This window comes from Bacillus sp. WC2507 (genome assembly GCF_052656125.1).
On sequence record NZ_JBQXPN010000001.1, the window covers coordinates 3,041,162 to 3,066,591 of the forward strand.

Here is a 25,430-nt window from a genome sequence, read left to right on the forward strand (position 1 = left end):
TTTATGAAGATTGATGAACGATTGTTCCATTAAAAAAGTAAGGTACTGTTTCTTTCCTTTGTAATCTATTTAGTAAATGTTCTGGTATACGTAAATATGGTGCTGCTCTATGTAATTCCATCCAAGTAATCTCTTCAATTTCTTTTGGCCTTGATATATTTGTCTCTCCGCCAATTATTTCACCTAAAAAATTAAAGAAATTTGCATGATGACCTCTCTCTTCGAAAAAAGCTTCGCTGATGTAACAAATACCGTTTACAGTTATATGTAGCCCGGTTTCTTCTTTCACTTCCCGAATTACTGCCTCTTCTAACGTTTCTCCCAATTTAACCGCGCCACCTGGTAGCGTGTAATAAGAACCACTCTTCCCTTTGTTTTTGACCATTAAGATCTTTTCATTTGCTTTATCGTATAAAATTGCATATGTAACATTTACTTTTTTCATCTAAGTCCACCTCTAATAACAGTAATTTTCTGTCTTTGTTACATTCTACCATTTAATCGTTTTAAAATATAAAAAAGTTAATTGAGTATTTCATTTATCCGTTCTTAGCAAAGTTAATAATCGATAATCCTTCATTACTATATAAAAAAGAGCGTATTTTGAAAGTGGTCATTTAACGTACGCTCTTTTTTTTGCTATAATTCATTCATTTTTAGATTCAATATACTTTATAACCTTTTTTCTAAATAGTATCGATTGTGCCCTTTAGGGTGGTCTTCACTTACTCCAATCACTTTATATCCATGCTTTTTATAAAAATTAGGTGCCTGAAAGCTAAAAGTATCTAAATTGATTAGCCCACAATCTGTTTCAATTGCAAATTCTTCAATAAGTTTTATTAACCTGCTTCCGTAGCCTTCGTGTCTATGTTCTTCAGAAACCCATAGGAAATCAACATGTACGTGGTGCCAAAATGTAATTGCAGTTATTCCGCCTACTATGTCTTCCTTTTCATTTTTCACTATAAAACTAATTTTTTCTGAAGGCTTTTTATCTTCATCTGAAATATGTTTTTGGTTATATTCAATTACTTTTTCTCTTATGTAATCACTATCTTCCTGGACCCATTGTTTTACTATTTTCATTTTAAATAGCACACTCCTTTTATGGTATCTATTCAATTTAATAATCGTAATATCCTGTCTAACTTAATAATCATAGGGCACTGTTTCATTTCACTAAAATAAAGAAAAGCCCTACTACATTTCATCTATAATAAGACTTTTATACGCTGTATAGTAACTCTTTACTTCCTATACAATGACTAAAAAGGGAAAATCAAATGTTTTGTAATATAAAAAGAGTCCTTTATGAGGACTCTTTTTAAAATTAAGCTATTTTCCGATGTAAATGTTTTATTTCCTTTTTCTTCTCTGCTTTTGGTGGACGAATTAATATCGAAATAATGAAGGAAATAACGCTTAAAACACCGATTATAATAAAGGTCGGTTGAAATCCACCAAGTAGTGCTCCGATGAATGATCCTGCAAGCGCACCAAATCCGAAACCTTGGTAAACAATTCCGTAATTTGTACTATGATTTTTCAAGCCGAAGAAATCACCGACAATAGCTGGGAATATAGTGATATTACCGCCGAAGCAAAAGGCGACACTTGCTACACAAGCGAAATAAATGCCGTAATTTAGTGGGATAAAACTTAAAGTAAAGACTGACAATCCAATAATAACAAACGTCGCAGAGACAATTTTCATTCGGCCAATTTTATCTGATAACGTTCCAAGAATGATTCTACCTACTGTATTAAAGATTGCAATCATTGCAACGGCGTTAGCGGCAGTTGCTGCGCTAAGTCCAACGAGCTGTACTCCGATATCTTTTACCATACCGATTAAATACAGTCCTCCCATACATGATGTGAATAACATGAAAAACAAGAGATATACTTGTTTCGTTCGTATCATTTCACGAGGTGTATAGTCATTGTGTAATGTCTCAGTTACGGTGTTACTTACAACAGCTTCCCGTAAGAAGAACGATCCGGTTAATACTAAAAGTAACACGATAATCCCCCAATATAAAAATGCTTGTGATACCCCAAGACTATCGATAAGACTTCCGTTTATATATCTAAAGATTAAGCTGCCCATTCCATATGCAGAAACAGATATACCAGAAATAAGTCCTTTCCGATTTGGAAACCATTTAATTAAATTAGATAGTGATGTAATATAAGCAGTTCCATCTGCATAACCAACAATCACACCAGCTAATAAATATAATAATGGTAAGGAAGAAACTTGTGAACTAAGTATTAAACCGAGTCCCAAAACAATACCTGCAGTAGCGATAAGTTTACGAAGTCCTAATTTTTGCTGTAGCTTACCTGCGAATAAGGTTGAAAATGATAAAGAAAAGCTTGTTATGGAGAAAGTTATCGCAACGGCATTGAGGTTCCATCCAAACTTACTTACAAGGGGTTGATTAAATAAACTCCATGTATAAATTGTTCCAAGGCCAATTTGAACAATAATTGTACCTAAAACAATTAGTAATGGATTTATAGAAGTTTGTTTCATACTAACTGTCCCCTTCTTTTATCTTGACATGGATTTTCACAGTTAGTATAACCATCGTAAAACACAAGATACTATACGAAAAATGGTAATTAAGTTCATATACACAAAAAGACACTCCATTATGAAGTGTCTTTTTGCAGGTTATATTAGATTTACTTAAAGAAAGCTTTGTTTTGTTAAGATAAGACATTTTCAAATGCTTATGTATATATGATATCAAAAGATTTCTTTCATGTGATGGGACTTAAGATGTATTTTTCATTCATTATATAGTCGGATAAACGAAAAATTAGTATTCAATTTCATCAAAATCCTTCGGCTGCGGTACCGTTTGCATATTAGCTGCATCTTTTGGATCGCTATAAATTGCATTTTGTTCTGTATTTACATCTTTAATATTTTGCTTTTTGTTTTTATTTATTTTATCTTTCATTTTCTTTCACTCCTTTCCATTATAGGAGTAATTATGCCCTATTACTGTTACGAAATGTATCAGCGACTAAATTGCTAAATTCACGTAAATAATATAAATAATTATCACCGCCGTAGTTATATCTTTTATTATACATTTTCGCAACAACTACATTATATTCAGGTATTACTAAAAGAGTCGGTCCTGTAATTCCTAATATTTGATATGCTCCTTTTGGAACTCGTTCACCAAGTTCACTTAGTTGTGCAGGTTCATTTTGAACGAACCAAAACAATCCGTTTTGGGGTAGCTCATTATTTTTATACGTCGGACTCTGCAAGCTTGTAGCAATTTCTATCACTTCTTTTGGTACAATTTGTTTACCGTTTAACATTCCCTTATTTAAATGAAGGTTACCCCAATAAGCAAATTCTCTAGCAGAAACAAATAGATTTTTTTCAGTACCATCATCTACCGTACCAATTTCACTAATCGCGTCTTCATTTGGATTATCAATAACTTTAACTAAATTTTCATCTTGCTGAATTCTCCAAGCTGTTTCTTGGAAGTTAACTAGGTCAAATACACGCTCCTTTAACAATTCAGGAAAACTTTTGTTATAGAGCTGATAAATAAGACGTGTAATCATTCTTACGTTAATATCTCTATACGCCCAAGCTTGTCCAGGTTCAAATTCACGAAAAACTGTCCCGTCATGCGTTTCTCCTAAACCGTGCGAATGGGTTACTAAATGTCTTATCGTTGTTTTACCAAGTAATACAGGATCAAAGTTTTTAAAATACTTTATCGCTTCATCATCAATAGAGTTTATTTTCCCCTCGTAAAGTGCATATGCTACCATTAAACCTAAATAACTTTTTCTCGCAGAAGCAACGTTGAATTGTGAAGGTGCTGTTACTTTTTTACTTGTAGATGTATTTGAATGATGGCCACTATAATGCTCTAGTACGATTTTATTATCTTTTATAATGCACAGTGCTGTTGCAGAACTATGATTTTCTTCTTTTATATTTTCTACCCAAGAAATCAATTTATCGTATGTATACAAATAAATCCCCCTTAACACGAATAAAAAATTACAACATGAAAGAAAAGTATAAAATAGTATTTACACCTTTCTTTCATATGAAATATTATTGATTTTCTATACTTAAATAACCCACCAGTTCCAGCAATTAAAGCAGCTGAAACATCCAGCGCAGCCTACACATCCGCCGCAACGTCCTGCACAACCTCCGCATCTTCCGCCGCCACATCCACCACAGCGTCCTCCGCAACCACCGCATCCTCCGCAACGACGTGCATCATCTTGAATGTAGTAATATGGATATTGATTTTGTTGTAGTTGATCCCAATACACAACATTACCCGAGTTATAATCATTTAGGTTTAATGATTGTAGTTCTTGTTGAAACTGATTCATTACGAAACCCTCCATTTATAAAAATAAATTCCGTCCAAATGTTAAATTTCATATATCTTTGTAAACAAAGTAGAAACAAGACTATAGACTAAATACGTACATCAACAAAATATGAACTTACACTAGGTGATGTACCTTGTTTTTTAGCCTATTTTCTTTATTATCTTTCGATGGACGTATTTACAATTAATAGAAAGGTTTAAAAATTACTAATCCAACAGTTTAGTAGTTCATCACTTAATTTTCTTTCTAGCAACTCTTTAACTGAAGGCACTGGCATGATTTTATACATATTTAAAGCTTCTTGATTATAATCTATCCAGTGAAACGCTAAGTGAGACTCTTTAGATTTTGGTATGAAATCAATATGTAAATCTAAAGAATCTACTTCAAAAATGTGATTGATTTCATGATGAAGGACTTCTCGGTCTTCCCATTGATTTTCTATGACACCTAAAAATTGTTTTATACTGCAGTTTACTCCGAGTTCTTCTCGTATTTCTCTTATTAATGCATTCTCAGCTGATTCGCCAACTTCAACATGACCACCAGGTAAAAAATAATGCTGGCCAATATATTCAGCCACTAACAATTTTTTATCCTTAATCATAACAGCTCGTACAATATGATGAAATTTATTTTTCAATTGTTATTCCTCCTAGTCATTTTTTTATATTTAATTAAAAAAGTCATTTAATATAGGGATAATATAAATCATAGGTGTTTCATACGGGTGAATTTCGTTAATCACTTCAAGTGCAGCCTTTACAAGGTCTCGTTTACATTTTATTTCAATTTTACATTCTTGCCCTTCGCATATTTGACCTATTTCTCCATTAAAAGGTGATGCATCGTTTAATGGTCTCCAATATCCTTTCACGGAACTATAGGAAAGACAATGGTCATATTTTCCTGTTTTGCAAGCTCCAATTCTATTTAGTTCATTCCGTAATATCTCAATGTATCCTTCAGGAATAAACACTTCGATTTTCACTTCCGAAAATTGCATCTTTCCTTTCACACCTTTACTTCATAATATTTAAACGAATAAACGATATACTTGCTCTCCATCATAATCATATCCCAATGGTTGAAAACCGTACTGTTCATATAGTTTCTTTGCAGAGATATTATCTTTATGTACTGTTAATCTAATTTCTTTACACGCCTTACATGTATTTTTTATTAAGTAAATACTTTCTTGCAACGCCGCTTTTCCATAACCATTACCTTGCTGCTTTTGATCGATAATAAAACCGTTTATCCAATACATATCAGTTGTCTCTCTTACAACAGCATGCATAATAAAACCAACTATTAGATTGCCGTCGTAAATCGCAAATGGTATGTACTCCACATTGTCACCATCTGGTTTTATATACACTTTAGCAAGTGAAACTGCTACAATCGGGACAAATTTTCTTTGATCTTTTTTAACTTGTAACTTTAATGCATCTTCCCAATTTTCTCTCGTAACAACCTTTAACTGGACATTCAATATTGTAAGCTCCTTTATACAGAGAATATATGTTTTTATATTCTACACAGTGAAATAACTTCCTTTTTCGACAACAACTTATAACATGATTTTTATAAAGTCTTGAATGAATTTTTGTTCATCTATCTCTAAAGCTATACGGGCTCCTTCAGATAAAGAGCTAGGGCGAAAATCAGCAAATGTTTGTCCTTTCGTATCTCCGAATGTATCTACATTCACTGTACGATGCGCAAATTTAAAAAAACTTGGGTTAACTAATCCACTTATAGCAACCACATCATGTAGCAAAGGCCCTTCGATAGATGGATTAAGTTTTTGGTATGCAGATAAATAGTAATCATACATCGGTTTCATTATCGTATGAAATGGATTCTTTGAATTAGCTTGGATATAGTTAAATACATTTGGAGTTAACGCAGCTTTATTTGTTACATTCAAAGGGAATATAAATAAATTCTTTGCTTGCTGAAAAATAATTTTACTTGCTATAGGATCTCCATACACATTTGCCTCTGCTAATGGCGTAACGTTACCTACTTCTAAAAAGACACCACCCATGAAATAGATTCCTTTTACATTCAGCATTAAATCATTCCATAAATTAAAAGCAATCGCTAACGAAGTAGATCTGCCTACATCGACAATTGTTAAATCCTTTCCGTACTTTACAAGAATCGAAGCAATACTACCAAAATTGTATATCGGGATAGACAATACACTTTCTGGCACATGAATAGGACCTAATCCTTCTGGTCCATGAATTTCAGGATAATATGCTGTAATTTCTTCTGTAAGTGGTTTTGTTGCCCCGCTAATTACAGGAATGTCTTGTCTATTTGCTAACTGTAAAATATACGCTGCATTATGCGCAGCATGTATATGTTCAACATTTCCATATCCGGTTACAATACCGACAATTTCAATTTCGGGATGCAATAAACCATACATAATGGCGAACGAGTCATCAATACCTGGGTCTCCGAAAAATAATACTTTTTCCAAGAAATCCCGCCCTTTCATAAGGAAAATAGATGATGTTAATTATGTATATGTGAAAATATAATTAAACTATACAATTTTATATGAATATTACTAACAACTTTTCCGCTAGAAACTATGCAGTCCATTATGAAAAGTGTAAGTGACGAATTAGATTATTTTGGATACGAAGAACAACAAGGTTTTTTACCGTTACGTGAAGCAATAAGTAAATACGTAAAATCATTTGGAATACATGCATCAGCCAGTTCTATATTAATCGTCTCTTGTGCATTACAAGCACTACAATTAATATCAATTGGTCTTTTACATAGATATTCACTTCATGTATTTCAATCAGCAAATATAAATCTATCTGGTATATCTATGGATCATCACGGTATTTTATCTAACGAGTTATTAACACGCATTTAATATAGACGGGGATATTAATGTCTCAAAAACGAAGAAAAGAAATAATAAAAATATGTGAAAAGGAACAGTTACCTATAATTGAAGATGATATTTACCGAGAGTTATGGATTGATGAACCACCTCCAGCTCCTTTAAAGTCGATAGATAAACATGGACATGTATTATATGTTGGTAGTCTTTCTAAAACACTTAGCCCAGGACTTAGAATTGAATGGATTATTGGACCAGAACCTGTAATTGATAGATTGTCAGATATAAAAATGCAAACAGACTATGGATCTAGCTCTTTATCTCAAAGAGTTGCTGCTGAATGGATACATAAAGGTTTTTATGAGGATCATGTAGCGAACGTAAGAATTCAACTAAAAGAACGAAGACAAATCATGATACGATCATTAAATAAGTATTGTACAGACATTGCATCTTGGGATATTCCTAGTGGTGGATTTTTTATATGGCTAAAGATTGTACCTAGCATTCCGATGAAGAAATTATTTTCAGAGGCACTATCAAAAGGAATTCTTTTAAACCCAGGACGAATCTATGAAGAAGAATCAGATCAATACATTCGTTTATCATATGGATATGCTTCTCTAGAACAAATGACTAACGGGATTAAATTGTTGAGTGAATTAATACGTAAGCTAATGGCATAACAAAAACTCCTCTTTTATTTATAGAGGAGTTTTTGTGTATCCTATTTACCACAATCTCATTTCCTGTCCCAATAAAATAAGTTCGTCATAAGGATCTCCGTCAATATTTAATACTTGAGCAAAAGCAGGTTCTGTTTTTAAACCGTTCTCTTTTAAGCGAATAATTTCTCTCCTTATATGGGGATGCTGCATTAATAGCATGTGCTCTACTATCATATGTCTATATGCATTTTGGTTACGCACTGGTTTAGGCTGAGCAAATAATTCAAATTCAAAACCCTCAAATTCAAAATTTACCTTTATCGATTCGGTAGTTTTAATTTTTTTCTTTTTTATTTTGAATCCTTTATAAGAACCGTATAAAGATCTCATTTCCTGTTCAAAAACATCAAAGTTATGTACTTCCATTACGATATCTAAGTCAGATTGAAGAGTATCAATTCTAATAGGAATTGTCCCGCAAAGAACCGGACTATACAAAGTTAAATCCTCCATAATGTTTAGTTTATTCAAAACATCATACACTTTTTGTTGCTTCTCATTCCCAGATTGTAAATATGAAATAGATGTAAACATGGAAGTCTCTCCTTCTTTTCACGTAATACGTGTCTCGCTAAGTTCAAAAAATATTTGTCCGTTTCTATTTGTTCTAGGAGTACCTTTATTTCAATATATTAAGGCGAATAAAGAATACGTTTCAACTTTTCTCCTATTCTGCAATACTATAAAAATAAAAAAGGAGGAATTATTATGAGCATTTTCAACGTTCTTTTAACCATCCACATATTATTTGGAACAATATGTTTACTCACCGGTATTATAGCGATGGTTGCTCAAAAGAAAAAAGGAAAACATACGGAATGGGGTGAAATATATCATGCATCCTATGTTGTCATCACCGTTACTGCAATTATATTATCCATTATTAACTGGGATAAAATCGCATATTTATTTTATGTAGCAATTTTCTCTTATGCATTTGCGATTTATGGCTACCTTGCACGAAAAAAACGTTGGAAAAATTGGCTCCATCACCATATTAGAGGTATGTTAGGTTCTTATATAGGTGCGGTAACCGCACTTTTAGTAAACGTCGGTATTCATATCCCTTTGATTAATTTACTGCCACCTATATGGTTTTGGTTTTTACCTACATTAATCGGTATTCCTCTCGTAGCCAGTGTATCAAAAAAATATAAAAAGCGTAGTTAAAATTCATTACATTTTCGTTACTTTCTGATGATTACTATGAAAAATCATACTCAATGTAATATTTTATTAATAAATTCAAAATCGTATTGCTTTAAGTTAGTCACTTAGAGTTAAATAAAAAGAATCCAATAAAAATATTGGATTCTTTTTCGGATTTCATTTCAATATCGGCTCTATGTATTCAATGATGTTACCATTTGGATCACGAACTATCTTTGTATTCTTATGGGTACTTGTTTTATTGGTTCAGTGATAATTACACCATTATAGTTTAAGATTGTAATAACGAATGTAAACGATCCGGGTAGTTCGTAAACATCCCATCAACGCCCCATAAAAGTAGCTTTTTCATATCTGCTTCATTATCTACAGTAAATGGATGGACTTCTAAACCATGTTTCTTTATTTTCGTTACATAAGCTGAATCAATATATTTGTAGTTCATACCAAGACCGATGCAGTACGTTTTATACTTTTTTATTTCTAATTCAGTTAATTGGACTGCCTTTTTGTAAGATAATAATTGTACTAGAGGTATATTAACATCTAAACTATGAATTTTTTGCAGACTTTCTTTACTAAATGATTGAATAATAACTTTATCACTTATTTCGTAGTGCTTTATCATTTCTAATAGCTTTTCTTCCATACCGGGATATTCATCTGGCGATTTTGTTTCAATGTAATAATTAGCATTATGCCCGAACTTTTCAATAATTTCTTCTAGTGTTGGAACTTTAGCATCTTCAAATTCTTTCTTTGCTAAATTTGGATGCTTTTCATTGAAAAAAGAACCTGCATTTAGTTGCTTTATTTCTTCTAATGTATGTTCCTTAACTAGCCCCGTGCCATTTGTAGTGCGATTTACTGTTTCATCATGCATAGCTACTAGATGTCCGTCTTTTGTCATTTGAAGATCAATCTCTATATAATCTCCTTTTAATTGTTGTCCTAATGTATAAGCTGGTAATGTATGTTCCGGCGCATACGCAGAAGCGCCTCTATGTGCAATGTTTTTTATATGATTGGATTGACTAATAGCTTTCGTGTACTTAAGTTCATTTACTTTATGAAAAACAAAAGTACCTATTACTATAAAGGTGCAAATGATTGTAACGATATATATCTTTTTCATAATGATGTATTAACTCCTACATGAAAGTAGTTTAATTTGGATGATTTATTCAATTAAATGTCGATTTTCAAAAACAGTCATTTGTCCTACAGATTGAAAACCAGTCTTTTTATAAATATTAATCCCATCAGGTGAAGCTTGTAATACGCATTGAGAAACTTTCAATTCTTTTGCTTCTTGCAACAAGTAATTAAACATAGTAGAGCCAAATCCTTTTCCTCTCATTTCTTCTTTAGTTGCTATATCATAAATACCAATACTATCTATTGTACATATTAATGAACCAACCGATACGACTTCATTTTTATAAAGACCTAAGTACAGTTTCATATTTTCACTATTCCATAAATCGAAAGAAGCGGTTTGATTGTAGAACGCTTGTACATGTGTACCTTCCTCTGATTTACCAAATAGATTAGCTAATGTTTCCCCAAACTTTTTAATTTGTTCTGAAGAAGATGATTTTTGTATCGTAAAACCTTCTGGCATGTTTATTGTTGGATGAATTGTTTTTAAGTCTGCTACCATCGCGATATTTTGTTCTGCTTCTTTTAAGCCAAGTTTTATTAATTCGCTTTTTATAGTCTGCTCATGCCTATCATCCCAAAACCAAACACTCATTGGAAGTTTCTTTTGATTATAGTTGTTTACCACTTTATATAGTTTCTCAATGCCTTCCGTTAGATCATTGTTTAGTAAAGTAATGATATTAAATGTATCTGCAGGTAAACCACAGTTGACAGCAATGTAATCCTTCGTTTCTTTTACATCCATTCCATGTACCTGCCGCGCAATATATGAGGTTTTATATGTAAAATTATCTATTAGTAACTGTTTATAACTCATTCATTTTGCTCCTTTCATAAAAATCCGTATTCGATTCCTTCAATATTAAATATAACATATAAGAAATGTACCTATTTCTATAAAAATAGCTCTATACATCACTCTTTGCGCCCTAAAAGAATTAAAAATGATATAACGTTGTCGGAATGAAAAAAGTGGTATATAATAAATATTAACATTACTAGTAATTATTTTAGGTATTCCTAGAATAAAGGAGCGATACATATGAAAATTACTATTTATTTCGGAAGTCATGAAGATCAAGATGTTCGTACTATGGACTGTCATTTAGATGTAGAAGATACAGAAGAGATTGTTTCTGTATCATAATATAAATAGTTGGGATGAACCCTCTTCCCTACCGCGTTCAAGGCACCTTTTATAGGTGTCTTTTTTGTTGTTTTTTCGTCAAAAACCCTTTACTTTAGAGCGTTTTAATAGTAAAATATAAATATACGAACAAATGTTCTTTTTATTTTAATTGTACATGAAGGGATGATTTTTACAATGGCTCAAGCAAAGCGCAGAGGAAGAAAAAAGCAAACACCTATTATTTCAAATACAGGCTTTATCGGCTCTGTCTTTATTGATACATTGGAGTTACAAAAGAAATCCTATTATTTCGCTCGTAAAAAACTTCAAATTGTTCATCACGTACTAGATGGTCTCTCTGGGGCAACAAGTTCTCTATTTAAAGAACATAACATATCAGCATACATGTCATGTGTGTATTTACATAAACAAAAGAAAATCGGCTTTGTTCTTTCAACGAAACCATTTGAACAAAGTGACGGTGTTGCTTATTTTGTAAATTATTTAATCGAAAAGAATTTTTACAGTAACGAAGAAGCAGAATATCAAGAAGTATTTAATACAGGTTTTATCGGTGTAGTGTTCGCTGATTTATGTAGCATAGATCGCTTTAATTTCGAGTTTGAAATGGGTATGTTAACGAAATTAATGAAAGATATGATAATTCCAGTTAAAGAACTCTTTCTACGCCACAATGTACCGGCCTACATCTCCACTTCTCATTTAGAGGAACAAAACAAATTAGGTTTCGTTCTATCTATAAAACCATATGATGAACGTGCAGAAGCAGATTTATATTTTGAGGCCTATTTAAAAGAACGCGGTTTATTTATCGGTGATGAAGAAGATGATATTGATAAGATTGTGATTAGAAAAACAGCTGAATTACGATAAAAAAGCGCAGGATGATGATCCTGTGCTTTTTTATAATTTATGAAGTTGATTTACCAAATAAACGGTATTAGTTTTTTTGTTTTCTGTTTATACACTGTAAATTGTTCCCCATACTTGTTTTGTAAGTAATCATCAGATTTTGGAATATAGTCAAAAACAAATACTAAGAATAGGCCTAGCGGGATAAATAGACTAAAAATATTGCTCGAGATTAATGCTAAACCAAGCACCCAAATGCAATCCCCAAGATAATTAATATGAATCGCATATTTAAATAAACCTCCTGTGTACAGCTTACCTTGATTTATAGGGTCGTCTTTAAAAGGTTTTCTAAGTAATTCCGAAACTGTGTTTAACATACTTCCTCCTAAAAATAATATCCAGCCTATTATAAGTAATGTTAAGTTTGGATCCTGATTACTAGTAATCAGTAAGATTGGAAAACCTACATAATATATTCCAAAAGCAATACTGTTCATAATGGCTTCTTGCCATGCAATCCCTCTAGGCAACCATATAAACATCATAGCTGTTAATCGTAAAGCGGTAATAATTAATGCTATAAAAAGCCCTATTGAAATACCTGGTTTGAAATAAATAATGAAAAGTAAATAATATGCAATGAATAAGTATATAATCTCAGCAACTACAATTAAAATCTTTTCTTTTATCGTTGGCTGGTTTATACCATACATTGTGATACGCACCTTCCTTTAATCATTTTATAGGAAAATATACTTCTATAATATTATTCTCCTCCAGTGTGCTATAAGGATTCGTTTTATAAACTTCAAACGGAGCGCCATTCAGTTTATAGTTATTTTCTTTAACCCAAACATGTAGCTTTGTATGAATAGAAGGCAATTCATTGTAAGATCCATTAAGTATAGCCATTGCGCAAAGGCCGGGATAAAACACTTTTGTTTTATTTGTGACCTCGGCAAGAGGAATCGCAATTTCTACATCATAATTTTCAGATGTATATTCTGAACTATGGAATATAGCAAGTGGTTTTGCAATAGGTGATAAATTTTCAAATAAAATTTTACTAAACAACCCATTAAAGTGTGTTAGAAAATCAGCGATATTTATTCGTTTTCGCTGAGATACTATATGATAGGTTAAGTGATTTACAAGATTAATCTCAATATGATTTAAGTAATCCATGATACTTTCCTCTTCATCTAATTGTTGAATATCAAACTTTAATTTTTTTAATAAAGAAGAATAAAATGTAATTTGTTGTGTTAGTATTTCTTGTTTGGTTTTCATTTTAGAATTAAGCAACTCAGTATTCTCCCAATTTGCTAAAATATCCTTAATTTCTTCCAACGAAAATAAATAAGTTTTTAATCGTGTAATCAATAAAGCTGTTTCTAATTGGGAAATATTATAGTAGCGATAGCCATTCTTAACATCTATGAAATCAGGTTTTAAAAGCCCAATTTCATCATAGTAGCGCAGCGTCTTCATTGTAAGATGCGATATTTTTGAGAACTCCCCAATTGAAAGCATACCACTCACCTCCTGTTACTAATTATTTTAAATATAATGCTTCCTGTAAGGGGAAGGGCAATCCATAAAGTTAAATTTCCTTATTGTATTTAGCCCCCTAAAACGAATACGTAATCTCTTCAACATTGTCCATAGGAAATCAGTCCATTTTTTCGTTTTATATTATTTGCTTTTCTCAGCTTGAAAGATGTAGAAATATCCATTCTATAAATAACCTAAGATTCTACGAAGCACTATAATCTTTCGAATGAACTTCTAACGTGAAACGATTTGATGAAACTTTAATTACTATTAAATATAAGAATCCACCTACAATTGGAATGATGTAGGATGGGATATAATTTAATAATAGACCTGATATTGCAAGTGCTATTGGTTGCATCATTTTACCTAAGCTTAATCCAATACTAAGCACTCTGCCCCTATATTCATCAGGAATCTCTTTTTGCATGAAATAAATTAAAGGAATATCAATTAACGCTATAATAAGCCCTAAAAAAATCATAACAACACAATACGTAATCACGAATACAAAATCATTCACTTCAAAGCTTTTGAATAAAACTGGAATCCCTGAAATAATCATAATAACTGCCAACATAGAACTTAGCTTTTTCAAAAGATAAGAGTAAGAAAGACGATCAGTTATCTTTTTTACTACAATTGCACCAATTATCATCCCTACTGGAAAAGTCCCTTGAATGATACCAAATTGCTTAGAACTAAGATTGAGTACTGTGTTAATAATGTATGGAAATGGAACAGTTACAGCGAAGCCTAAGAAGAAATTAAACGAAATTAAAATATGAAACGTATTCTTTAAGCTATCCTTTTTAAGTAAGTAAGAAAACCCCTCTTTTATATCTTTAATAAAATTTACTCCTCTTTTTGAAATTTCCTCATTTATGTTGTACTCGAACAATTTAAATTGAATAAATAGTAATACTATCCCTGAAAGAAGAAATGAAATACCGTTTATAATTATAAAAGTTTTAATATCAAATACTGAAAAAACGATGCCACCTAACATAGGGCCAAGAATTAAAGATACAGAATCGATAATTTTACTTATAGAATTAATACTCATAAGCCTTTCTTTAGAGACGATATTGGGTTTTGCAGCTTCTAATCCTATTCCAAAAAAGGTTGTAAATACCGTCATAAGAAAGGTAGTAGTATAAATAATGAATAAGTTTAATCCATAATGGCTACTTAATATATAAACAGCTATTAATAAGCAGCCACTTAGTACATCCATACAAACGACGAGTTTCTTTTTATTAACCTTATCAGCAATTACACCGGCAAATGGATTCATAACAATCATTGGAATTGTTCCTAATATGAGTGTTATCGCGAAATTTAACGCTGATTCAGTTATTTGTAAAACATATAGACTTAATGCGAAACTATACATAGAGGTACCGAATATTGATACTGTTTTTGCGATTGAATATAAACAAATATTTCTTAGTTCCAGGTTTCTTTTTTTATTTTCTATATGTAATCGTAAACTTCCCATAACATTTCCCCCACTTTTCTTTGTATTACATTAAGTGTAAGTTCTTGGGTTAACCCAATATCAATACGTACTATTTGAAAAGTTTTATGAGGAAATAAATAAAAGATGGGGTTAACCCCATCTTTTTCCGAAAAATGAATATGTATAAATTTCTTCTCCTTGAACAAAGAAATCCTCGTACTTTCCGCCTCGTTTCAAATAATTTGAAGTACTTTCATCAATCGATTGGAACTGTAGATTTTGGATTTCTTTCGTTACTTTTGAAAGTGTAAAATTTGCTCGAAAGTTATTTGTAATTTGGCTATTTGAGCTGAAATTTTTAAATAAAATAAATAAACTTAATAAATAACAATCAGGTTTAAAAAGTGGATTTAATTCGTGAAGTAAAAAATCATCATGCTCAAAACTATAATTGCTCGTACCAGAGTGATCAATTACGATATCAACAGACCGATTTTGAATAGGGATGTTCAAAAAATCCGCACAGATAAAGAGAATGTTTCTTCTCGGATTTCTTCTCGCTAATACATCTTTTAAAAATAAAAGTTTATTGAAATCTCGATCCACTGCGATGTATAGGCAATCTTCGGGTAGTTCTTCATAAATGTTCCTCAAAAAGAACCCAAGTCCTGATCCTATATCCAGTATTAATTTGTTATTTAAATCTAAATGTATTAGTTTCTTTTTCGCCCATGCCCCTTCTCTATACATATTTTCCAAATATGCATTATCAGTTTCATGAATATAATCCGAAATAGTATCATCAAGTGACGTCCGCTCATTTGCTTTAAATAACTTACCAGCAGTTATAATTCCTGAAGTAATAATGTATTCTTCACCACAATTACAAATTAACTTTCCTTCAATAATTTGATTACTATTAATAATTCCATCTTGAAGAATTAATTTTTTACTACATTTAGAACATGTAAGTAAATGTAGTACACTTAAATCTATCCCTATAATTGAATTAGAAGTTTCATTTGTTAATAATAAATCATGTAACACTCCCTTTAATTTATCTCGTTTCTTCTCCAAAAGTTCTATTTCCTGTTCCATCTTGTCATATTTCAGTTTAAATAAAGATTGGTAAAAAGTATCTTTTTCGTAATTCATAGATTTCGCTAAATTTTTATAAAAAAATAGTTCTTTAATTTCATTCAAGCTAAATCCTAGATCTTTGTAATGTAATATTAGTTCTAAATCTGCTTGACAATATTCATCAAATAAATAGTGCCCTCCCTTTTTTTCAGGAATAATGAGACTGAGATCCATATAATGTCTAACAGTATCAATACTTATGTTATTTACTTCTCCAAACTTACCAATTTTCATAATATCCCTACCATTTAAATATTTTTTTATATAGATTTCTATTTTTATCTTTAAAAATCCTTTCACCTTTTTTATCAACATTATTTACGGAATGAAAAAATGGTATTATTTATATTGGTGTGCCTAATAATATAACATGCAAATTTTGATTTTATGCATGTCATATTATCAGTATCAAAATTATTAAACCTCAATGGATTTATTACTTTATACTTAATGAAATGTACTTATAAACGGACATTATAGCATTACTTTATTGAACTATTGGAGTAGGATTACTGTAGAAGGTTACATAGGGGTAGCGTCACATGCCCATCAAGCTAAGATTTTAAGACACCCCCATAACGAGAATTTTACTTTTTTACAATTATTTATGAAAATTCTGCTTGTTTTTTGCATTTTTGGGGTGCTAGACTTAAAACTTCAGCAATAAGCACAGACTAAAACATCTAGTTTTCACGATATAATTCTCAGCTAAATTCGCAAAAAAGAGCTTGAATTCCCAAGCTCTTTTAAATATTACTTAATAATTTTATAACCACCATTTTTCCTGTGGAATTAAAACTGTTTCAATATCAAAGTTATTCTCAAACCATTCCTTCATCAATGTTTTATGGACCAGATATTCTGATGCAGAATGGGAAACGCCGATTAAAGACATCGAAGTATTAGTAACATAATCCATCATTTGTTTGTATCTTTGTTTACCATATTCGTTATCAATATGGCAATGGATTTCGCCAGTGATATAGGCTTGAACTCCTCTTTTTTCAGCTTCCTCCATCCAACTTACTTTGTCGCCACAACCTGCAACGATAGCAATTTTCTTTACGTTATTTATGTTCTTACCTTCAAAATCAACATATGGAATATCGAATATTTCTTTTAAGTGAGAAGTTAGCTCACTTGTACTCTTTTCTTCAATGTTACAAATTAGAACTAGGTCTTCATTATTTATAGAACTTGTTAAAAACCCATCAATAATTTCTGCATTTAATTGTTTAGCAATAGCTACACTTGTACCTAAATTGGCATGATAATCCATCGGTACATGGCATGTATAGAATGATAATTTCTTTTCTTTTATTTGTTTAATGTATTTTTCTTTTATAGGAACAAAACCTTTGCCCCATACTCCTTTTGGATCTCCACATTCCATCAATAAGGGATGGTGCATAAAAAGTAAGTCTCCGCTATTACTTTCTTCTATAAAACGTTCCAACACTTCATCTGTAGGGAAGACGGCAAGAAAAATTTTCTTTACATTTGCATCTCCTTTTAACATTAGACCATTAAATAATTCCACAAAGTCTTTTTCAAAAATTGATTTCCAGTCAAACTTTAAAGGTTCATAGACCATTGGTATGAATTGACTGAAAGCAGAATCCTTCCCAAATGATTTTATATCAAGTTCAATGTCCAGTTTAGACACTATTTCACTTAGTTTAACCATAGGATTATTCCCCCAAAAATTTTATAATTCAATACAAACGGTTAGAAAAATAAAAATTATTATATTCTTTTAAAAATTTTAACATAAAAAAACCCATTTTTCTTCATGAAAAAATCACTCCTGTTGTTTAAAGTGGTCCCTCCAAATTCCCTTCAAGCAAAGTTAAAATCATACCTTCAAAATGAAAAAACGCTATGCTTATTGTAAACAGTTTATAAGAAAGGATGGCGTTTTGATGAATCCTATCATTTCAAATAGATTGAATCTTTTCGCTCAAGAGCTACAATACTTTTTATCTCCAGTGGTCCTACAAGATATTGCCAAACAAGTTGGCTTTGTACAACGATCTAGTAAGTATCAAGCAAAAGAACTCATTGCCCTTTGCGTATGGCTTAGTCAAGAAATTGCTAGCACATCACTTACACAATTGTGTAGTCAGTTAGAAGTTTCCACTGGGGTACTTATGAGCTCAGAAGGACTGAATCAACGCTTTAATCCAGCAGCTGTCGCATTTCTTCGAGAAGTCTTTACTTCTCTTCTCAAACAAAAACTCTGTTCAAATCACTCACTTTCTGCACACATGATCTCTACTTTCAATCGTATCCGTATTTTGGATGCAACAGTGTTTCAACTGCCTGATCATTTCGCCACTGACTATCAAGGTTCAGGTGGAAGTAGTAATACGGCAGGCGTAAAAATCCAATTGGAATATGATTTACTTAGTGGTCAATTTCTTAACGTGCAGCTTGGACCAGGAAAGAATAATGATAAAACATACGGTACCATCTGCCTTGAAACCGTAGAGACCGGCGATTTGTGTTTACGTGATCTTGGTTACTTCGATTTAGGAGACTTACAAACTATTCATGATAAAGGAGCTTACTACATCTCGCGGTTGAAGCTGAATACGCGGATTTATATCAAGAACCCTGAGCCAGAATACTTCAACAACGGCACTTTAAAAAAGCAAACAGAATACATCCAGCTTGATATGACACAAATGATGTCAGATCTAATCCCTGGTGAAACGATAGAAATTACCGAGGCATACATTGGACAAAATCAGAAGCTTCCAGCACGTGTCATTATCCATCGTTTAACCGATAATCAAACGCAAGCACGCCTGAAAAACCAAGCGATACGTGAAAAGAAAAAAGGCATTGTCATGAAGGATAAAAGTAAACGTTTAATGAGTATGAATGCATATATCACGAACACGTCTCTAGAAGGAGTACCAACGAACTACGTGCACTCACTGTATTCACTTCGTTGGCAGATTGAAATTTTGTTTAAAACGTGGAAGTTATTTTTTGAAATTGATGAATGTAAAAATATTAAAAGAGAACGCCTAGAGTGCCATTTATATGGACAACTCATCGGCATTCTCCTCTGTTCTTCTACGATGTTTCAAATGCGACAGTTTCTGCTTGAAAAAACAAAGCAGGAGCTAAGTGAATACAAAGCGATTTATATGATTAAAGATTACTTTCCGTTACTGTTTCAAGCGATAGCCATTGGCACAGAACAACTTTTAAAAATTTTGCATCGTCTTTATCTATTGCTCAAAAAGAACGGTCGTAAATGTCATCGGTATAAGAAAATGACCGTCTTTGATATTCTAGGGATTGTGTATAAAACGACGGTGAAGCATAGACAAACTGCCTAGCGAAAAAATCAGATTTTAATAGGCTTCTTTAGTATGCCTACTTTTCTATCAATTGTTAGTTTTGAACCAAGGATCATTTCATATCTAGTAATTTACTTGGTTAGCTTGATGGGCATGGGGTAGCGTCAGGAAAATACGGATTTACAACGATAAGGGAATTCCAAATTAAAAAGCCCAACTTCTCTGCAAATCAAAATAGAGAAATTGAGCTTTTTATTTATTTATTTATTTATTTATTGAATTCATTAACTGGAAGAAGTATTCAGGTTTATGAGTCTTATTTAGGTTATACCATGAATGTAATGCATCTGGTGTAAATACATCTATTTTTTTCAGTACCTCCATTGCAAATTCCAGAGGAGCTATTCCTGATGCAGTAACTAAATTCGCATCAGATACCGCAGATCCCAACTCATAGAACTTTTCTCCATTATAGTTAGGGCATACCATTTTAGTATATTCTAAGTTATTACTTGTATGCTTTCTATTATCCAAGTATCCCATATTCGCGAGGGCATCAGTTGCACCACAAATTGCAGCGACAATAGTGCCAAGCTTTAAAGCTTGGCCAATTCTTTCCAACATAGGTTGATGAATTTCTTCACTCCAAGTAGTCCCTCCTGGCAAAATTAAAAGATCTTTACTCTCAAAAGTACATTCATCTCTTGTTTTTGTACAAAAAATCGATAGAAAGCAAGAAAAAGATTTTATATCTTTTTCTGTTTAGAGGAGTTAAAAAATCGCTAACACCTCTTTCATACACATGGAATATACAGGAATATAAAACTTAATATAGAACATAAAAAGGAGAAGTTTATATTGTAAGTAAAGGGACATACATATGGAGTTAGAATCAATTGTTAAAGCAATTTTTTGTTAGAAAATTTAATTGGCAACGTTAACAACAGTAATGGAGGATTAGAAAATGAAAATTGCGATAGTCTGTTTCGATAACTTTACTGATATAGATGTTTTTCTACCATGGGATTTATTAAATCGTGTACGTTTAGTAGGCGGTATTTCTGATTGGAATGTCCAACTATTAGGAACGGAAAAAACTCATATTTCCATGTCTGGTTTGCGTATTCCGATGACAGGAAGCCTATCTGATATTCCTTCTGCTGAAGCCGTAATATTCGCAAGTGGTAAGGGTGTACAAGATCTATATCAAAATCAAGAATATCTTAATAGCATTCATGTAGATCCTCAAAAACAATTAATAGGATCTATGTGTTCTGGTTCTCTACTATTAGGAGCTAAAAAGTTGTTAACTGGCAAAAAAGCAACTACATATCCATCCGCAGTAGAACAGCTTAAAGAATTTGATGTAGACGTTATTGAACAAAGTTTCGTAAACGAAGGGAATATCTCGACTGCTGCGGGTTGTTTTGCTGCTCAAGAACTCTCAGCTTGGATTATAAGGACCCTACTTAATGAAGAAATGGTTGATATTGTACTAGAAACTGTTCAGCCGGTAGGAAAAGGTTTATATTTTTAATCTCAAATCAAGTCGAGGAATTGTGGTTGCTCCCCAAAACGATAAAATAAGATTTTTGTTTCGAGTTAATACAAATTTCGTTCTAGAGTGCTATAAAACTTCAACTTGATGGCGGCGTGGTGTGCACCATTTTCAAATAAAAAAACCCGTGAATCATTCACGGGTTTTCTTTCTAATAACTAATTGCTATTGTTCCTTCACCTGCATGAACCGCAAATGAAATTGGTAATGGATATAGTTTAAAATCCATTTCTGGGAATGAATTTTTAATATCTGCAATCCATTCTTCAGCTCCATCTTTATCGTTAGCATGGAACATGTGAAGTACTTTTGGTAATTCTTTTTCAAGTTCATTTTTAATGTATTCTCGACATTTTTGGATTTTACGAACTTTCTTTTCAAGTAAAAGCTCTCCACCTTTTACTTCTAATATTAAGTTGACACTTAATAAACTTCCAAGTAAAAATTGAACTCCCTTTACACGTCCACTTGCGTAAAGGCCTTTTAAACTTTTCGGGAATACGTGGAAAGGTCTTCTTTTTTCATCTACTAATGTTTTGTGTATATCTTGTAAAGTCATACCATCATTGTATAACGATTTCGCTTTTCTAATTAGTTCATCCATTGGATAACTTGTTGTTTCACTATCTAATACCGTTAATGGGAAACCTGCCATTTCTGCAGCTAACTTCATGTTTTGATAGGTTCCACTTACTTTTCCGCTAATAGCAACTGCAAATCCCTCTTCATATTCTTCTTTGCACTTCGAAAATAACTCTACCATTTCCCCTATGTTAGGCTGTGATGTAGTGACAGTTTTACCTTCGTTCAAAGCATTATAAACGCGCTCACGCACACCTTCTTCACAATCTTTGTACGACACACCATCAATAATAACTTCAATTGGGATAACAAAGTTATCTCCTTCTGTTGTAAAACTCGCAGTTGTACTATCAGTAATCCAAGCAACACGCTTCATGTTGTTCCTCCCTTAATTCAATTCCTCTTTTCTAATTTTTCTATATATTTATGTTATGAAAAGAGAATATCCCTGTAATAGTAACAGGACTTTATTGATTTGGCTATAGTAGATAGATTATAAATGTGAATATTTCTTGTCTTTTTCACAAATTAAAAAGAAAATCAAGGAATTTGCTCGATTTTCTTTTTATCATACATTATTTAAAGGTTTCATTATCTAAAATCACAACATAATCATTCGTCAATCGCCCGGCTTCTTTCGTATAACTAACAAGTCTTTGTACGTTATCGCAGCAAAGTTTTGCTCCCCAAATAAGTAACGGTACACCGATAAAGTCAATATGAAATCTTCTAGAAAACAGTCCACCAAAAGTCATTGGTAAAGGCACTGTTGGTGATGTATTAGAAAAAATAATCTTTTCATGGCTTTGATAATGTTTTTGCAGAATCTCTCCTAAATGCTTCATCGCAGGTACAACGACTTTTGATGCGCCGCATCCAATCGTATAAACTGGGTTACCATTTTCATCTATTCCATGAAAAATAATTTTCCCCATATCTTCTGTTTTCAATTTATTAAAGTAATCTACATTTAATATTTCTTCTTTCGTTAACTTACGATCCGTTGGTAATTTATTTAAATGATAAGCTGCAGCGAGTGAAGTTGAATGTGTTCCGCCGAAATCTGTGTAAATGAATATCATATTATCATCCCTTATTATAAAAGTTCAATGTTATTTAGTATTACCGTTCACAGCATTGATAAACAAGGGATGAATGTATTTACACTTTTTGTGTTAGTTCATTATATTTTTTCCAAATGTAATATCCCTAATGTGATACATAAAAAGGCATTCGTTACAAGCATTAGTGTGTAATGAGTACTGCCAGAAAACATACTTTGCTTAATTAAAATTTTCGCACCTAAAATAACAAGAAGAATCATCGTGCTTAACCAATTTCCTTTTCGTAATACATGACCCGTTTCATTATCTATTCGAAATGTTAATGCTTTTCCTCTAATAACTCCAAGAACCAATCCAATCCCGAACATTGCAACAAATAGTAGTAATTGTAATATAGTTAGTTGTCCCATATGAATAATGGACTGGATTGTTACAAAGCACAACAAAGCCGGAACGAGCCAAATGCGATTAACTTTCACTTTACGTTCCTTACTTTGCATTAATACGATAATAAGCATAACAAGTAAAATATCCATTTAGTGTCCTCCTATATACTTGTTTACCTTTAAAAATTATATTCACCTCTTTTTATTCCATACTTGAAATGCGATAGCTACTTCAAATTGAAAAATATGGAATGTGATTCTCCATCAGTTTGTAGCATTATTTTTAAAAATAAAAAGACGTACTTTTGACTCGTACGTCTTTTATCATCTTTATTCAAAATAAATATATCCTTTAACCCGTATGAATTGTTAGTTAAAATACTTTTCAAAACAAAAACAATCATGAACCCGCTTAAATTGTTTTCTTATCTCTTCTTTATTTTCACCTGTATAATGAGCAAATGCGTGAACTGGATATAACTGATCTATATTACTTTTCATTACACCCTTTATCTGGTCTGTATGATCGGAATATACGTGTAAATATGAATCTACGTTTACAAATCCGTTCTTTTTATACCATCCATGAACCCATAGGTTGTCCCTAGTCCATGCTTCTAATCGATTTAGGTTAAGTTCTTTCGCTAACTTTTCTGCCTCATTTAATAGTTGATTACCAATTTTCATTCTACGGAAATCTGGATGAACTGCAATATGCCAAATCATACCACCAAGACCAGTTCCTCTTGAACAAACAGTACGCTCTTCTAATTCATATTCAATATCTATTAAACCCACAATTTGATTTTCATATACAGCTACTAATTCAATAGTAGGATTTTCATATTTTTCTTTCTCTCTAAGTACGTTATCATAATATGCTGTATCTAGAAAAGATAACACACGGCAACGTACCCAACCTGTTTCATCCTCTTTTCTATACGCTCTAATTTCTATATTCATATAATTAAAAAGCTCCTTCTATTTCTATCATTAATTTTTCGGGTCCTGCTCCTTTATTTGATGGAATAACTAATGTAATTCCTAAGTCTGGATATACGGCCGAGCGAAAACTGATGCCTGGATCATATCCCATGACATGATATTTGAATATCTTATTTTCTCTTGTTTCAATCCATATTCCATAGCCGTAAGACTGATTATTATTTACTTGAATATGAGGAGTTAAAAGTATTTTTGTATATTCTTGGCTTATGATTTCATAGTTAAATAACGCTTTCCAGAACTTCAGCATATCTGGCGCAGTAATAAAAGCACCACCATCAGAACCACCTTTTATCGGAATAGAGTATGCATTTGTTCTCCATTTTTGGCTATTTACATCTTTTATATATCCGAGAGCTGTGTATCTTGGTAATCTATCTAAAGAGAAATAGCCGGAATCATTCATGCCTAGTGGAATAAATATATTCTTTTCTATATATTCCGTAAAACAAAGCCCTGTTTGTTCTTCTATAATTAATCCAAGTATGATAAACCCTGCATTATTGTAGTGAAACTTACTTCCTGGTGCAAACATCATATTACTGTTTTGGAATAATGGTAAAAAGTCTTTTAAGCTCTTTAATAGATACATAGGTGTTTGTTTCCAAAGATCTTCGAAGTTATCCATAATACTTTCATCAAAATAATCTGGTATACCAGCACTATGCGTTAGTAGTTGATGTATTGTAATATCTTCATCGAAGTTTGGAAATTTTATCTCTAGACAATCTTTTAATTTTGTATGAAAAGAAATAACACCTTTTTCAACAAGTTGACAGATGCCAATTGCAGTGAAAATTTTACATCCTGAGGCAATGCCGAATCTTGTTTTTATCGTATTGTTTATACATTCACTTTGGTTTGCGTAACCCAATGCTTTTTCATAGACTAAGTCTTTTTCTTTTTTTACTAAAACTACTCCAGAGAAATCTATTTTCTTTTGTATTTCTTTTACAATTTTATCAATTTCATCTTTTGTTTTTATCACGACAACCACCCTTGTCTTTCGGTATTGTTCT

The 25,430-nt window shown here is 32.0% G+C and carries 27 protein-coding genes and 2 pseudogenes; 5 read left to right on the top strand and 24 right to left on the bottom strand.

The annotated features are described in order from the left end of the window. Window position 1 precedes the first annotated feature (1 nt). The 10 genes from ACUN28_RS16295 to ACUN28_RS16340 all read right to left on the bottom strand — a co-directional run bounded on the left by ACUN28_RS16295 (window position 2) and on the right by ACUN28_RS16340 (window position 6,898). Entirely contained in the window at window positions 2-445 is a 444-nt protein-coding gene (locus ACUN28_RS16295) for an NUDIX hydrolase (RefSeq protein ID WP_445423402.1), read from the bottom strand. A gap of 227 nt (window positions 446-672) precedes the next feature. After that, a complete protein-coding gene (locus tag ACUN28_RS16300; protein ID WP_016087658.1) occupies window positions 673-1,089 on the bottom strand; it encodes a GNAT family N-acetyltransferase in 417 nt (138 codons plus the stop codon). A 244-nt stretch (window positions 1,090-1,333) separates the two neighbouring features. Further along, window positions 1,334-2,542, bottom strand: a complete 1,209-nt coding sequence (locus ACUN28_RS16305) for an L-lactate MFS transporter (RefSeq protein ID WP_016087659.1) — start codon at window positions 2,540-2,542, stop codon at window positions 1,334-1,336. Between the two features lie 289 nt (window positions 2,543-2,831). Further along, a complete protein-coding gene (locus ACUN28_RS16310) occupies window positions 2,832-2,975 on the bottom strand; it encodes a hypothetical protein (protein ID WP_000653324.1) in 144 nt (47 codons plus the stop codon). A gap of 31 nt (window positions 2,976-3,006) precedes the next feature. After that, window positions 3,007-4,023, bottom strand: a complete 1,017-nt coding sequence (locus ACUN28_RS16315; protein ID WP_016087660.1) for a serine hydrolase domain-containing protein — start codon at window positions 4,021-4,023, stop codon at window positions 3,007-3,009. A 102-nt stretch (window positions 4,024-4,125) separates the two neighbouring features. Further along, on the bottom strand, window positions 4,126-4,398 hold the full coding sequence (locus ACUN28_RS16320) for a heterocycloanthracin/sonorensin family bacteriocin (protein WP_016087661.1): 273 nt from the start codon (window positions 4,396-4,398) through the stop codon (window positions 4,126-4,128). A 199-nt stretch (window positions 4,399-4,597) separates the two neighbouring features. Further along, complete coding sequence (locus ACUN28_RS16325) at window positions 4,598-5,044, bottom strand: NUDIX domain-containing protein (protein WP_016087662.1); 447 nt, start codon at window positions 5,042-5,044, stop codon at window positions 4,598-4,600. A 30-nt stretch (window positions 5,045-5,074) separates the two neighbouring features. After that, window positions 5,075-5,407 carry a divalent cation tolerance protein CutA gene (gene cutA / locus ACUN28_RS16330; RefSeq protein WP_016087663.1) on the bottom strand — a complete coding sequence of 111 codons (333 nt, stop codon included), beginning with the start codon at window positions 5,405-5,407 and terminating at the stop codon, window positions 5,075-5,077. 30 nt (window positions 5,408-5,437) lie between these two features. Beyond that, a complete protein-coding gene (locus tag ACUN28_RS16335) occupies window positions 5,438-5,896 on the bottom strand; it encodes a GNAT family N-acetyltransferase (protein ID WP_016087664.1) in 459 nt (152 codons plus the stop codon). Between the two features lie 78 nt (window positions 5,897-5,974). Further along, entirely contained in the window at window positions 5,975-6,898 is a 924-nt protein-coding gene (locus ACUN28_RS16340) for a nucleoside hydrolase (RefSeq protein ID WP_016087665.1), read from the bottom strand. 99 nt (window positions 6,899-6,997) lie between these two features. Here ACUN28_RS16340 and ACUN28_RS16345 point away from each other — a divergent pair. Beyond that, window positions 6,998-7,965, top strand: a pseudogene (locus ACUN28_RS16345) (aminotransferase-like domain-containing protein); the annotation flags it as partial. A 45-nt stretch (window positions 7,966-8,010) separates the two neighbouring features. Here the strand turns inward: ACUN28_RS16345 and ACUN28_RS16350 are convergent. Then, window positions 8,011-8,541: a DUF4269 domain-containing protein gene (locus ACUN28_RS16350; protein ID WP_016087668.1), complete on the bottom strand. Its 531-nt coding sequence runs from the start codon at window positions 8,539-8,541 to the stop codon at window positions 8,011-8,013. A 174-nt stretch (window positions 8,542-8,715) separates the two neighbouring features. On the opposite strand from ACUN28_RS16350, the gene ACUN28_RS16355 reads away from it, so the two are divergent. Then, complete coding sequence (locus tag ACUN28_RS16355; RefSeq protein WP_016087669.1) at window positions 8,716-9,177, top strand: DUF2306 domain-containing protein; 462 nt, start codon at window positions 8,716-8,718, stop codon at window positions 9,175-9,177. A gap of 271 nt (window positions 9,178-9,448) precedes the next feature. Here ACUN28_RS16355 and ACUN28_RS16360 read toward each other — a convergent pair whose 3' ends face one another. Both ACUN28_RS16360 and ACUN28_RS16365 read right to left on the bottom strand, forming a co-directional pair. Then, the gene (locus ACUN28_RS16360; RefSeq protein ID WP_016087670.1) at window positions 9,449-10,312 is read right to left on the bottom strand and encodes a glycerophosphodiester phosphodiesterase; all 864 of its coding nucleotides are present in this window, start codon (window positions 10,310-10,312) and stop codon (window positions 9,449-9,451) included. 45 nt (window positions 10,313-10,357) lie between these two features. Then, window positions 10,358-11,158, bottom strand: a complete 801-nt coding sequence (locus ACUN28_RS16365) for a GNAT family N-acetyltransferase (RefSeq protein ID WP_016087671.1) — start codon at window positions 11,156-11,158, stop codon at window positions 10,358-10,360. A 507-nt stretch (window positions 11,159-11,665) separates the two neighbouring features. Here ACUN28_RS16365 and ACUN28_RS16370 point away from each other — a divergent pair. Continuing rightward, window positions 11,666-12,364 carry a hypothetical protein gene (locus ACUN28_RS16370; protein WP_016087672.1) on the top strand — a complete coding sequence of 233 codons (699 nt, stop codon included), beginning with the start codon at window positions 11,666-11,668 and terminating at the stop codon, window positions 12,362-12,364. A 50-nt stretch (window positions 12,365-12,414) separates the two neighbouring features. Here the strand turns inward: ACUN28_RS16370 and ACUN28_RS16375 are convergent, their stop codons facing one another. The 5 genes from ACUN28_RS16375 to ACUN28_RS16395 form a co-directional block, all read right to left on the bottom strand. Further along, window positions 12,415-13,059 (bottom strand): methyltransferase family protein, encoded by a 645-nt coding sequence (locus tag ACUN28_RS16375; RefSeq protein WP_016087673.1) that lies wholly within the window; start codon window positions 13,057-13,059, stop codon window positions 12,415-12,417. A 22-nt stretch (window positions 13,060-13,081) separates the two neighbouring features. Continuing rightward, window positions 13,082-13,879: a MerR family transcriptional regulator gene (locus ACUN28_RS16380; RefSeq protein WP_016087674.1), complete on the bottom strand. Its 798-nt coding sequence runs from the start codon at window positions 13,877-13,879 to the stop codon at window positions 13,082-13,084. A 223-nt stretch (window positions 13,880-14,102) separates the two neighbouring features. Further along, window positions 14,103-15,401 carry an MFS transporter gene (locus ACUN28_RS16385; RefSeq protein WP_016087675.1) on the bottom strand — a complete coding sequence of 433 codons (1,299 nt, stop codon included), beginning with the start codon at window positions 15,399-15,401 and terminating at the stop codon, window positions 14,103-14,105. Between the two features lie 111 nt (window positions 15,402-15,512). After that, on the bottom strand, window positions 15,513-16,736 hold the full coding sequence (locus ACUN28_RS16390; RefSeq protein WP_016087677.1) for a methyltransferase domain-containing protein: 1,224 nt from the start codon (window positions 16,734-16,736) through the stop codon (window positions 15,513-15,515). A 532-nt stretch (window positions 16,737-17,268) separates the two neighbouring features. Then, the gene (locus ACUN28_RS16395; RefSeq protein WP_016134612.1) at window positions 17,269-18,189 is read right to left on the bottom strand and encodes a Nif3-like dinuclear metal center hexameric protein; all 921 of its coding nucleotides are present in this window, start codon (window positions 18,187-18,189) and stop codon (window positions 17,269-17,271) included. Between the two features lie 235 nt (window positions 18,190-18,424). Here ACUN28_RS16395 and ACUN28_RS16400 point away from each other — a divergent pair, with 235 nt between their 5' ends. Further along, on the top strand, window positions 18,425-19,855 hold the full coding sequence (locus ACUN28_RS16400; RefSeq protein WP_445423403.1) for an IS4 family transposase: 1,431 nt from the start codon (window positions 18,425-18,427) through the stop codon (window positions 19,853-19,855). 225 nt (window positions 19,856-20,080) lie between these two features. Here ACUN28_RS16400 and ACUN28_RS16405 read toward each other — a convergent pair whose 3' ends face one another. Further along, the gene (locus tag ACUN28_RS16405; protein ID WP_080117961.1) at window positions 20,081-20,566 is read right to left on the bottom strand and encodes a DJ-1/PfpI family protein; all 486 of its coding nucleotides are present in this window, start codon (window positions 20,564-20,566) and stop codon (window positions 20,081-20,083) included. Window positions 20,567-20,780: 214 nt separating this feature from the next. On the opposite strand from ACUN28_RS16405, the gene ACUN28_RS16410 reads away from it, so the two are divergent. After that, window positions 20,781-21,353, top strand: coding sequence for a DJ-1/PfpI family protein (locus tag ACUN28_RS16410; protein ID WP_016087681.1), 573 nt, complete (start codon window positions 20,781-20,783; stop codon window positions 21,351-21,353). A 172-nt stretch (window positions 21,354-21,525) separates the two neighbouring features. On the opposite strand, the gene ACUN28_RS16415 is transcribed toward ACUN28_RS16410, so the two are convergent. From ACUN28_RS16415 to ACUN28_RS16435, 5 genes and pseudogenes are all read right to left on the bottom strand, one after another. After that, the gene (locus tag ACUN28_RS16415) at window positions 21,526-22,332 is read right to left on the bottom strand and encodes a DegV family protein (RefSeq protein WP_016087682.1); all 807 of its coding nucleotides are present in this window, start codon (window positions 22,330-22,332) and stop codon (window positions 21,526-21,528) included. A 199-nt stretch (window positions 22,333-22,531) separates the two neighbouring features. Then, window positions 22,532-23,038, bottom strand: a complete 507-nt coding sequence (locus tag ACUN28_RS16420; protein WP_016087683.1) for a DUF3189 family protein — start codon at window positions 23,036-23,038, stop codon at window positions 22,532-22,534. Between the two features lie 79 nt (window positions 23,039-23,117). After that, window positions 23,118-23,556 (bottom strand): annotated as a pseudogene (locus tag ACUN28_RS16425) (DUF1453 domain-containing protein). Between the two features lie 219 nt (window positions 23,557-23,775). After that, window positions 23,776-24,369 (bottom strand): GNAT family N-acetyltransferase, encoded by a 594-nt coding sequence (locus tag ACUN28_RS16430; protein ID WP_016087685.1) that lies wholly within the window; start codon window positions 24,367-24,369, stop codon window positions 23,776-23,778. A gap of 4 nt (window positions 24,370-24,373) precedes the next feature. Continuing rightward, the gene (locus tag ACUN28_RS16435) at window positions 24,374-25,399 is read right to left on the bottom strand and encodes a serine hydrolase domain-containing protein (protein ID WP_016087686.1); all 1,026 of its coding nucleotides are present in this window, start codon (window positions 25,397-25,399) and stop codon (window positions 24,374-24,376) included. Between the last annotated feature and the right edge of the window lie 31 nt (window positions 25,400-25,430).